The organism is Flavobacterium beibuense F44-8 (assembly GCF_000769915.1).
GTDB classification, from domain to species: domain Bacteria; phylum Bacteroidota; class Bacteroidia; order Flavobacteriales; family Flavobacteriaceae; genus Flavobacterium; species Flavobacterium beibuense.
On the sequence record NZ_JRLV01000007.1, the window covers coordinates 72,262 to 85,473 of the forward strand.

General features: G+C 38.6%; 4 protein-coding genes. All 4 read right to left on the reverse strand.

What is annotated here, in order from left to right; genetic code table 11:
- Positions 1-41: 41 nt before the first annotated feature.
- Complete coding sequence (locus tag Q763_RS07625; RefSeq protein WP_084596031.1) at positions 42-5,225, reverse strand: Ig-like domain-containing protein; 5,184 nt, start codon at positions 5,223-5,225, stop codon at positions 42-44.
- A 319-nt stretch (positions 5,226-5,544) separates the two neighbouring features.
- Positions 5,545-10,803 carry an Ig-like domain-containing protein gene (locus tag Q763_RS07630; protein WP_035132851.1) on the reverse strand — a complete coding sequence of 1,753 codons (5,259 nt, stop codon included), beginning with the start codon at positions 10,801-10,803 and terminating at the stop codon, positions 5,545-5,547.
- Between the two features lie 287 nt (positions 10,804-11,090).
- Positions 11,091-11,909 carry an enoyl-ACP reductase FabI gene (locus tag Q763_RS07635; protein WP_035132853.1) on the reverse strand — a complete coding sequence of 273 codons (819 nt, stop codon included), beginning with the start codon at positions 11,907-11,909 and terminating at the stop codon, positions 11,091-11,093.
- Between the two features lie 61 nt (positions 11,910-11,970).
- Positions 11,971-13,161, reverse strand: a complete 1,191-nt coding sequence (gene fabV, locus Q763_RS07640) for an enoyl-ACP reductase FabV (protein WP_035132855.1) — start codon at positions 13,159-13,161, stop codon at positions 11,971-11,973.
- Positions 13,162-13,212 lie beyond the last annotated feature (51 nt).

Consider the following 13,212-nt stretch of genomic DNA (forward strand, 5'->3'; position numbering starts at 1 on the left):
TTTTTTAAACAAATGTTTAAAAGGTATATTTTATAACAGTTTTACTGTTTTTTAATCACCCTTATTGTTTTTGTTGCAGTATCGGTAGCAACATTCACAAGGTAAGTACCATCTTGCAGTGCACTCATATTTACTGTACCCTCAAGAGCATTTACTTTTTGTGAAAGCACTTCCTGCCCTACCATGTTATACACTTTTACTGTAGTGATTTGTGATGAGTAAGATATAGTTAATACATCTCTAACCGGGTTTGGCCAGTAAGTAAACGATGTTAAATCAAACTCTTTAGAATCAAGCGTAATTGTTACCGTTACAGCAAATGGTTCACTGCTACAACCGTTTATAGTTTGCACTGCATAGTAAGTAGTTTCGCTCTCCACCTCTGTACCTTCTGTAAGAGGGTTTTCTCCTGCAAGAGCATCTTCTTCGCTTGCATACCAGGTAATTTCACCGCCTTCAACACCTGTTACTTCAATATCTTCAATAGTAGCAACGTCTCCGTTCTCTACTTCGATATCCTGCATCTCATCTCCCTGTGGAGCCGGAATTATATTTATGGTAATAACTACTGCTACTCTTTCACTTTCACATCCGTTTATTATTTGAGATGCATAGTATGTTGCTGTTTCTAAAGCCGTATCTTCTGCAAGAGCTTCGCCTTCTGTTTCGTTTGCATACCATACCATATTGTTATCTTCTGCAAGAAGATCTGCTACTGTTGCAGCACCACAAAAATCAAGTTCTTCACCTACATCAGGAAGCTCTGTAACATTAACAGTAACAGCAACTGCTACTCTAGCACTTTCACATCCGTCTACCAGCTGTGATACATAATATGTTGCAGTCTCTAAAACTGTTTCTTGTGTAAGAGCTTCACCTTCTGTTTCGTTTGCATACCATTGTATATCGTTACCATCAGCAACAAGGTCTATTACTGTAGCACCATTACAAAATTCCTGCTCGCTTTCTACTACAGGAACTGGTGTTACATTTACATTTACATCTACATCTGCAAATACTGAACATCCTGCAAAATTAGTAGCTGTTACCACATAAGCCTGTTGTGTTTCTGTATCTGATTTAAAATAAACTATCGCAGCACTTTCACCTGCCACATAAGCTTGTGTGGCATCTTCATCTGTATAAAGATTTGTTACAGGAGCCCATGTTACAAGTTGTTCTATACTTTGTGATACCTTAATATCAAACTTCTTAGAAGAAGCAGTTCCTGTTGTTGCTGTAGTATTGTTGAAGTTATATAATGTTGCATTACCTGTTGCTGTCGTATAGTAGGTTTCTGCATTATCATATTGATCTGCACCAGAATGCGATACACTTACAACAATATTAGAAACTCCATCCCAGATATAAGGGGTTGTAAAGTTAATGGTATTCCATCCTATTGCATGAGTATAAGTTACAGGACCATATACAGTTGTAAACGAATCCTCAGCAAGATAATTAGTATCTGCAAAAACATCTTGGGTAGTAGCACCAAGTTTAACAGTATAATTATCATTAAAATTTTCGTCACCTACAGAAGTAATATGGTAAGCTATCGAAGTGATTTCTCCCGGAAGCACACCTGCTTCAGTTAATTCTTCAGCTGTATAAATAGTTTGATACTTTAAGCTTTGTCTTCTGTTACTAAAAGCAGTAAGCTCTTCACTAACACCTGTTGTGGTTTGGTTAGCGCCAAATTCTGCCTCTACACTTTCAGAAGCATTAGTTACCTCAATAGGCAAAATAGTTCCTGCACATGCTGTTAAATCATCTGCCTCAAGCTCTATTTGAGATGGAAGCGGGTTAACTGACACTGTTAATGTTTCTATAGTAACACATCCTGAAACTGCATCTGTAGCCGTAACTGTATATGTAGTTGTTTCTTGAGGAGTTACAACCTGCTCAGCACCTTCTAAGTTACCAGGCATCCAAACATAAGTATATCCTTCGTTATCACTTGTTACTGTTAGTGTAGTGTTTTCACCTTCACAAATAGCATTGTTTGAAGCTGCAAGAGTAATCTCAGGAGCATCGGTTACCGTAACATCAACTGCTACCCTATCTGCAGCACATCCGGCAGTAAAGTTCCAGTTATAGAAATAATAATAGCTTGTACTTGTACTAGAAAAAGCATAACCATTTGTAACTGCTGCGGCATCACCTATTGCATATGGGAATCCTCCAAGTCCTGATTCACGTACCATTTCTGGTCCGTTTACAGCTATAATTCTATATGCAGCACCTGCAGGAATATCCCATCCTAATTCTATTGTATGCTGTACCGGCGTAGTAGAATCTCCTACAGGTAGTTCTACAGTAATAGTTTGAAGCTCCTCGCTTTGACTATTAAATAATTTAATAGTTAAATCATCTGCTGTGTCATCTGTAATATATACATCTACAGAGTTAAGTGTAAAATCATTATAAACATCAAATAATAAACCATAATTACTTGGAGAAGTATAGCTTGTTGCAGTTGTAGAAGCTCTTGCTCCACCATCCTGTGCAATACCATCATTAACTGCTGTTACATAGTAAGTAGTAGTCTCTGTAAGTTCAGGTGTTTCAAAAGTTGCACCAGTTGCTATTGGAAATCCTCCAACTTCCTGAGCATACCATTTTACAGTACCCCCCGAAACATCTGCTGTTATAGTAGAAGTACCCACACCACATATTGGTGTTGCATTAACTGATTCAATATCCGGAGAATCACATAAAGTAGCTACTTCAAACGGACCAACCCATTCGCTGAAAACACTTACCGCACAAACCGATCTTACCCAAAAATAGTAAGTCTCACCAGCGTTAAGTCCGCCAATAGTTGCTTCAGTTTGATCTGTATTATCTGCTGGAGTAAAATCAGGTTCCGGAGCTGTATCAGTATCAGCAATAAAATATTCGTATCCGTTTTCAGGAGCAGTCTCAGGAGCTGACCATGAAACAGAAACAGAATTTTCTGTAGCGCCTGTAAATACTAAACTTTCAGGTAAAGCACAATCAGGCTGTACATCTACCTCAAAATTATCTATATAAAACCTTAAATCAGGAGCGTCATCATCACTATGTCCGTAAAAACCTATTCTAACAACACCAGTATATCCTTCTAAAGAGATAATTTGGTGTACGCCACCTGCTGGTATATTATTATTATCAAAAGTAGTAAGCACATTAGCCTCATCCCATGTTAATCCGCCATCAGTTGAAACAACTACTTTTGCATATTTATCTTCCATATCTGTAACAACATTACTACCACTCCATGGAATTACAGAAGCATCAAACTCCAACTGGTAAGTTACTGAGCCGTCTCCAAGATCAAGTGCCGGAGAAATTATCCATTCATCATCTGTACCATAAAGATTTATAAAAGCAGCAGTACCGTTAGAATTAACTGAATTATTATAACTATTGTTTGTCCAGCTACTTGAAGTACCTGTTAAGGTTACAGCAGTACCCAGTTCACCTGTTTTTTCTTTCCAGCAGGTACTACCTGTACTACCTGTATAATCTGTAAAGTCAAACATATATGGAAGTGTAGCCGTTTCACATTCTGTACGGAACGAACCTCCGCTGGCCCATTCGCTAAAGCTACTTCCGCAATTGCTTCTTACCCAATAGTAGTATATTGTATTAGCTTCTAGTTCTTCAAGTAAAACGCTGGTCTCTGTTGAACTCCCCGCAGGCGTAGTAACTGTATTAGGTGCTGTGTTTTCTGTAGAATAGTAATAATCATAACCTGAAGCAGGAACAGGATCTGCAGCTGTCCATGATAAAGTAACATTTTCTGTAGTCACTACATCTTCAAGATCTGAAGGAGGAAAACATGTAACCTCTTCAACACTAATATTATCTACAGCAGCTGATGGGTTTACACCATCACTACCGTCATTTTTCCATTCAAACACAAGTCTTAATAACTGACCTGCATAATCTTCAACATCTACAAAATATTCTGCAAGTTGAAAATCTTCACCGCTACCAGAAAGATTATCTGAAACGGCTATTCCGTTTGAAGTTGAAATTGCCGATCCCGGAGTTGGAACAAATGTTACCGGAACAGCCCATACTTTTAAGTAATCGTAATCGTCTTCACCTCCCGCTTTCCAGTCAAAAGAAACTTTTAACTGAGTAGCACCGGCAGGCACACTTACATCCCTAAAAGAATGTACTCTTGTAGTTTCACTATTATCATAACCGTTTGTAACACCATCATCAGAAGAAATATATAACGAATTAGATCCGCCATTGTTTACTACCGAACCGATATACCACTTATTAGTTTCTTCACCATTAAAAATCAACATGCCGGAAACATCTTCAAAATCTTCCTCAAACGGTAGTGTTGCAGGTACCTGAGGTGTAAAGAATGTAAGCGGTCCTATCCATGGAGATAATTCTCCTTCACAGTTACTTCTTACCCAAAAGTAATTCTGTGCAGCCGGTGTTGTAGTTAAGGCTACAGAAACATCTGAAACATTACCTGTAGGTACTGTAACTGAATCAGGAGCTACATCTGAAGTTGAAAGATAATAATCATATCCGCCACTAGGAGCTGAATCAGGAGCTGTCCACGATACTTCACCTGCAACCAGGTCATCAAGTGTTAAACCTGAAGGTGGTATACATGTAATTTGTGTAATGGTTACATCATCAAAATAGATATACAAATCCTCACCTTCCATTGCTTGAGCAAAGAACCTAACATAAACCGTATCTCCGTTTGCAGGGGTAAATGTTACCGTTCTTTCGGCACAATCAGTAGTGGATACATAATTCGAATCATCAATGGTTTCAAGGGTAGTCCATGTACCACTAAGATCATTAGTCCATTGTACATTAAGAGTGAAATCTCCTGCTGAAGCCGGAGTTGTACTTGAAGAATACTCAGTTACTTTAAAGTTATAAGTAAATGTAGCCTCGCTTCCATCTGAAACTGATAAAGCAGGCGAAGTCAGAATACTATTATTTCCATAATAAATATTTGCCCTTACTGACCGATTCCCAGAACAGGCATTTGAAGTAGATGTGCTATAAGATCCTGCATTACCCGAAGACTGCCAACCATCAAGATTGTTTTCCCAGCCTGTGTAATGATAAATTTGCGATTTTGCTGTATAGCCCATTAACAGCATTACGAAAAAGAGTAAAAATCGGGAATACCGATTTACGACTGCATTTCCGTGATAAGGCCGGAAATTAGCCGGTAAGGTAATTCTTTTCATGAATAATTTGGTTTTAATTAATTAGTATTGCTAAAAATATAAAAAATCACTTACAAAAAGTTTCATTTTTAACATTTAGCGTATTTTTTATCAAAATGAAAGCGATTGTTATATTTTAACAATAATTAACTGTTAAAGTTTATTTTTAATTAAAAATTCAATTACTCAATAATCATAAAATGTTATAAATTTAAGTTAATGTTAAATAAATATTAAATTGTTTTATATTAAATACAAAAAAGCCACCTGAAATCAGGTGGCTTTTAAAGTAAATTCATAAACAACCCCTTTAAAGAGGTTGTTTAATCAATTTAACAAACTATTGTTTTTTGATAATTCTAATAGTTTTTGATGCATTTTCGGTATTTACTATTACTATGTAGCTACCGTCTGAAAGACCACTCATATTAATAGTTCCCTGTAATGCATTTATTTGTTGTGACATAACCGGCTGTCCTAATAAGTTATAAACTGTAGCCGAAGTTATGCTTGATGAGTAAGAAACATTAAGTACATCTTTTACCGGGTTTGGCCAGTAGTTAAAGTTAGTTGTTTCAAAATCTCTAGCATCAAGCGTTATAGATACTGTTACTGCAAATGGTGCACTACTACAGTCGCCTATAGTTTGTACAGCATAGTAAGTACTACCTGATGTTACAACAAAATCAGAAGAAAGCGGGTTTTCGCCGTTCATTGCATCTTCCATAGAAGCATACCAGTTTACCTCAGCACCTTCTGCAGCAATAACTACTAAGTCTCCTATAACAGCATCATTACCCGCTAATACTTCTACATCCTGCATTTCCTCACCTTCAAGATCTGGTACAGTATTAATTGTTACAGTAACAGCAGCTCTTACAGCACTTTCACATCCTTCATACATCATAGCTGCATAATACATACCTCCATCCATAAGTGCTGTCTCGGCAGCAAGAGGCTCACCTCCTGTTTCGTCTGCATACCACATAATATCATCACCGTCAGCCATTAAATCTGCTACAGTAGCACTTCCACAGAAAGCTTGTTGAGCATCGGTCATTGGAGTTTCAACCACGTTAACAAATACTGCTACCGGAGTTCTTACAAGGCTTTCGCAACCATCTACAGTTTGAGATGCAAAGTATAAAGCAATACCTGCCTCAAGTTCTGTTTCAGGAGCTAATGGCTCACCACCTTCAAAATCTGTATACCATTGTACATCTGTACCTGTTGCCATTAAATCGGCAATAGTACCTGCATTACATATTAATTGTACATACTCTTCTACAACCGGAGACGGTGTAGTGTTTACAGTAGCTGTTACCGCTACTCTTACAGCACTTTCACATCCGTTTACTGTTTGTGAAGCATAATATACTGTAGCATCGTTAAGCATTACAGTTTCAGCAAGTGCATCTCCACCGGTAGCAGAATAGTACCAGTTAATCATTTCACCTTCTGCAGTTAGATCTGCTACAGTAGCACCTGCACAGAATACCTGAGAAGCCTCAGCCGTTGGAGCCGGAGTTACAACGATTGTAAGATCTGTTGAAGCAGAAACCGAACAACCAAATTCGCTTGTCACAGTAACTGTATAGTTAGCATCTGCCGAAGCATAGTAGTATACTGTAGCTGCAGGCTCACCCATATAAGGTACTGTAGCTGCCGCATCAGAATATAATCCGCCTTGTGGAGACCAAATATAATCTACAGGGTTAGTAGCACCTGTAATATTTACATTATACTCTTCATACTCACCAAAACCTGTCCATGCACATGATGATGTTGCTAAAGACTGTGTATTGTAGCTACATAGTACTCTCATTCTTGTAGTACCGTTGTAAGCTGTAGTAGGTATAACTACATCAGCTGTTACAGTTGTAGATGAAGTTACACCTGATGTAGTTGTGAATACATTTTCGTCTTCACTGTATACACCATCCTGGTTGTAATCAATCCAAACTCTTAAATACTGACTCCATGATGCACTACCCGTTTGCATTGACAGTGTATAAGTATCACCACCAGTTACGTTTGCTGTAAGTGCACTGTAGTAAGTATAATCAGTAGCTGCATCACCCGAAGCATTGTTTGTAATATCTGCAAAAGAGAAGTTATTTAGGTAGTCTCCAGTTGCACCAGGATTGTTCATTGAAATTTCACAGTATTCCTGAGCTATAATTGTACTACCTCCTGAAGCTGCAAGTGCAACAACTGAGTTTTGACAAACATCTGCCATATCAGGAGTAACAGAAACTGCTGTAGGAAGTGGGTTAACCACAATTGTTATCTCTCCTACTTCCACACAACCTGAATCAGGATCTGTAGCTGTTACCATATAAGTAGTAGTTTCTACCGGAGATACTGTTTGCATAGCACCTGTTAAGTTACCCGGCATCCATACATACTCATAGTTCATGTTATCACTAGATACCGAAATATCTGTGCTTTCACCTTCACATATTGATGGCTCACTAGCCATAAGCATAATATCCGGAGCATCAGTCACAGTAGCTGTAACCGCAATTCTTGGGCTTGAACATATAGCTGTACCATTAATTATCATTTGAGCTCTGTTTGCAGTGGTAGTTGTACTACCAGAACCACCTACACTTCCTGTAGTTGCTGCACAAACAGCATCTGCAGTTTGGTTATCTGCATAAGTATAAGTTGTACCGGTATACCCTGCATTATCATATAATACTGTTGATGATGATCCTCCAAAGTTTACATTACTGTAACAAACCTGTACAACAATGTTACTTGTACCGTCCCAAGCAAACGGTGTAGTAAACGCATAAGTATTTACACCAACTGTTAACGGCTGAGCCGCATTGGTATACACCTGAGTTAAACCGTCTACATGAGTATTTGTAGCTTCATTTTGAGTTGTAGTACCAATACTTACAGCAAAATTGTTGAAAGTAGAAGTACCTAATGAAGTAATTGTAAAGGCAACCGAGTTAATAGGACCTGCAAATAAACCTGCCGCCTGTAAATCAGAAGCTCTTAATATATATTGTGTTTTAACACCACCCCAACCATGATAGTATGGAGAGCTACCACCACTTGAACTTGTACTTTCACCAGCACCAAGGGTTAAATCAGTATCGGCAACAGGAGAACCTGCACTTACATAAAAATCAGTAGTTTCTGTAACTAAAGGAGTTGTAAATGTTACTCCCTGTCCTAACATAGTACCACCTTCGGCAGCATCATACCAGCTTAACACACCATCAAGCTCGGTCGTTGCAGAAAGTTCTGCCTCGCCCTGTCCGCAAACAGTACCACCTTCTGTAGTAAGTACTTCAGGGTAATCACACATAGTAGTAAATACCTGAGCTATACTCCAGTCACTGTAAACATCTGTACACTGTGTTCTTACATATACATAATACATTGTAGATGGTGTAAGTCCTGTAACATCTACAGAAGTTTCGGTAGTCATATCACCTGAAGCCGGAGCTGTATCTGTTGTAACAACTGCATACTCATAACCTGTAGGAATACCTACAGTTGGAGCTTCCCATGAAAGTGACACACCATTTTTAGTAACGCTTGCAGGAGCTGCAACTACAGGAACATCACAAGACGGAGTTTCCTCTACAAGTATGTTTGTAATATGGAAATCGTAATCAGGTGAATTATCTGCCGGTCCGTCAGTACCCTGGAAACCTATTTGGATAGTTTGTCCTACAAAATCAGTAAGTGGTAAAGTGAAATCAGTAAGAGAGTTTGTTAAAGTAGCTGTATTAGCTGCTTCAAACACATAAAGCGAAGTCCATGTAGCGCCACAATCAGTACTAACAAGTACATTAACTTTATCATCAGTACCCTGCATTCCGTCAGGATCTGCACTACCACTATTATAGTTAGTTATAGCAGCCTTGAACTTAAGTCTTGAATTTACAGTTAGTGCAATTTTAGGACTTATTATCCAAGAGTTTCTGGTATTAGTATATAAATTGATTTTTGCAGTTTTAACACCTAAGTTGGTGTTACTTACCCAGTCTGAAGTCAATCCGGCAGGATTAGCATTTGTAGGCTCTGTTCCGGCAGATGTAGAAATTGAAGCCTCAAACCATCCCGGTACAGCAGTACCCAGGTTAGAACCTGTAAAATCGGTAAAATCATTTGCAACAGGTAAACCTGCAGCAACACCCGGTACGTTTACTGTTAAAGCATTAGTATCGGTAGTTACATTTATTAAAGTATTGTATGGGTCAGAACCACAACGGTTGTACTCATATACTTTTACATAATACATAGTACCACAAGCTAAACCTGAAACGGTTACTGATGTACCTGTACCATCATAAACAATTTGCTGACCAGCACCGGCAAAAGTACTGTTTGCAGCATAAGCAGCAATACCTACACCATCTGCAGGATCTGTAATTGGAGTATCACTTACTACAACCATTCTGCGACCACCGTCACCGCTGGTCCAGCTAAGTGCCATAGAACTAAAACCGATATTTCCGGTTACTAAAGCAGAAGCCTGTGTAGCAGGAGCAATTTGCGGAGTTAATGTTACTGCAGTAGAATACGCATCTTCTGCACTGTTTGTACAGGTAACTTTTAAACGGTACTGAATATCGGCACCTGCATAAGCTGGCGGAGTGAAAGTAGCAGTAGTTGCACCTGTACCTCCTGTAGCGTTAGCCCAGTTAGCACCAGCATCTGTAGATTCCTGCCACTGATAAGTAATGCCCGGTAAAGCAGCAGTAGCTCCTGTTACCGAAATAGCTGAAGGTGTAGCACCCGGACATACATAACGAACAACAGGATCGTTTACTGTACCTCCTGTTGGAGTACCTGTACATGGTGGTGGCGGATCAAACCTGTAACCATTACCATTACCCGGCCATGCACTTGCTGTAGCAGTAGAATTAGAAAGACCGTTTAAGGCATTTTGATAATTGCCCGTACCGCCTGTTCCGTTTTCTATACCAATAGATCTTCCTGTATTAACAGTACCGGTTGTAGAACCATATAAGAACTCAACCCTACCAGGGTTTGTTGAAGCCGGTCCATATATAACAACCATGTAGTTAATATAGTTTGAACTAGTTTCACTAAATCCGTTAGCTACAGCATTACGCCATTCAAAGGCATAAATATCTGTACCTATGGAACCGTGAACCATACTACCTCCACCAGTTGGGAAGTTAGCCCCACCGTCGCCAAACCAAGCAGCTAAAGTGTTACTTGGAGCAGTAGTAGAAAAAAGGTTACTGGCACCACGGCTTTGTGATGAACTGATACCCATTTGGTTTCCCATACCAACCCATCCGTTGGTACAAAAAGTTGCCTGAGTAAAGGTGTTACCATCGTAGGTAAACGAGAAAGGAAGAGTGACCAAAACGGCACCATCATCCTGATTGTTTGACATACCTGTACTTAACCCGGCATTGGTGTTAATTACTGTACCACCCGCTATTTGGGTATAGGTAAGTCCGGTAAGGTCGGTTTTAACATAAGCACTTACCTGCGCAAATGCTTCATTACCCTTTGCAAAGAAAGCGATACAAAACACAAGGCAATACCATAGTTTCATACCCCTTTTTGCAAAGGAAGTTTGTGTAGTTTTTTCCATGTAACATCAAGTTTTAATTAATTGTTAATAAAATTATAATTTTTTACCCTAAAAAATTGATAATATAACAATAGGTGACATTTTTATTAAAAAAATTGATTTTGTTACATTTCATTAAATTTTTTACACAATATCCCTTTTTTATCTAATTATTTATTTTTTAAATAATGTTTTTGTGTTAATTTTTTAACACACACTTTTGTTAAAATGAAAGTAAAGTCATAAAATGAATAAAAAAAAGTCCCAAGAAGGGACTTATTGTACAATATACCATAAAAGATTAAAAATTATTCCTGTTCAGGATATAACATATCCATAACTTTTGCGCTTACTCCGGTAGAAGAATATCCTCCGTCGTGAAATAAATTTTGCATGGTTACCATCCTGGTAAGATCAGAGAAAAGTGTTATACAGTAATCAGCACACGATTCGGCATCGGCATTACCCAGCGGAGCAATAGCATCAGCATAGTCATAAAAGTCGTTAAATCCTTTTATACCGGTACCTGCAGTCGTTTTTGTAGGCGACTGTGATACAGTATTAATACGTACTTTTTTCTCTACTCCATAGTGGTAACCAAAGCTTCTGGCGATAGATTCGAGCATAGCTTTAATATCTGCCATATCAGTATAGAAAGGATAAGTTCTTTGTGCAGCCATATAGGTTAATGCCACTACACTCCCCCCTTCACTAATAGCATCAAGGTGTTTAGCAATGCTTAGCATTTTATGCAGTGACAGTGCCGAAACATCTACACCTTTCATAAAATAATCATAGTTTGAGTCTACATAAGGTATCTTTTTACGAATGTTAACACTCATACCTATAGAGTGAAGTACAAAATCTATTTTACCTCCCAATATTTCCTGAGCTTTAATATATAAATTCTCTAAGTCCTCAGTATTAGTAGCATCTGCAGGGATTATTTGCGAACCGGTTTTTTCGGCAAGCTCGTTAATTTCTCCCATCCTCATGGCTATAGGAGCGTTGGTTAACACAAAAGTTGCTCCCTGTTCATGAGCCTTTTCGGCAATTTTCCAAGCAATAGAATTTTTATCCAAAGCTCCGGTAATAATACCTCTTTTACCTTTTAACAGATTATTCATAATTTAAATTATTTTGGTTAGAAACAAAAAACCCTGCAAATTGCAGGGTTTCCCATATGCTTTATTGTATGCTTTCAATAGGCACAACCTCATTTACATCGGCTTTATAATCTACTCCTTCGTAGTCAAAACCAAACAGGTTGTAAAAATCTTTTCTGTATCCTTCAAGATCACCAATTTCATTTAGGTTTTCGGTTGTAGCCTGTTCCCAAAGTTCGGCAACCCTTTGCTGAATATCATCACGCATTTCCCAGTCGTCTATTCTAATACGTCCTTTTTCATCTACAGGGATATCACCACCCGTGTAAAGTCTTTCGGCATATAAACGCTGCATTTGCTCTACAGTACCTTCGTGAAGACCTGCTTCTTTCATGGTTTTGTAAAGCAGCGAAATGTATAACGGAATTACCGGTATAGCCGAACTCGCCTGAGTTACCAATGCTTTATTTACCGATACAAATGCTTTACCGTTGATATCTTTAAGCGCATCTGAAATTTCGAATGCTGTAGCTTCAAGATGGTCTTTAGCACGACCAATAGTCCCTTTTCTGTAAACCGGCTCGGTAAGTGCAGGCCCTATGTAAGAGTAAGCTACTGTAAGTGCGCCTTCGGCAAGTGCGCCGGCTTCTTTAAGCGCTTTCATCCACATAGCCCAGTCTTCACCACCCATTACGGTTACAGTATTTTCAATATCATCATCCTTACATGGTTCGATAGAAATTTCTGAAACCTTACCGGTATGGAAGTCTACCGTTTTATTACTAAATACTCCGCCAATAGGCTTAAGTACGCTACGGTGAGTTACACCAGTATCAGGATGAGTACGTACCGGAGAAGCAAGACTGTAGATGATTAAGTCTACCTGTCCTAAATCTTTCTTAATAAGATCTATTGTCTGTTTTTTAATTTCGTTTGAGAAAGCATCACCGTTAATGCTTTTAGCATATAAACCGGCTTTGTGAGCTTCTTTTTCAAAAGCTGCCGAATTATACCATCCCGGTGATCCCGGTTTACCTTCGCTTGGTGCTTTTTCAAAGAACACACCTATTGTAGATGCATCACTACCAAATGCGCTGGTAATTCTTGATGAAAGTCCAAATCCGGTAGAAGCACCAATAACAAGTACTTTTTTAGCACCGTTTATGGCTCCTTTAGACTTTACATATTCAATTTGATTTTTTACGTTTTGCTCAGCTCCCGTTGGGTGGGCAGTTAAGCAAATAAATCCTCTCATTCTTGGTTCTATAATCATACCCTCAAGTATTTTTTATCAAATGCAATTATTTCACTACAAATATAACCT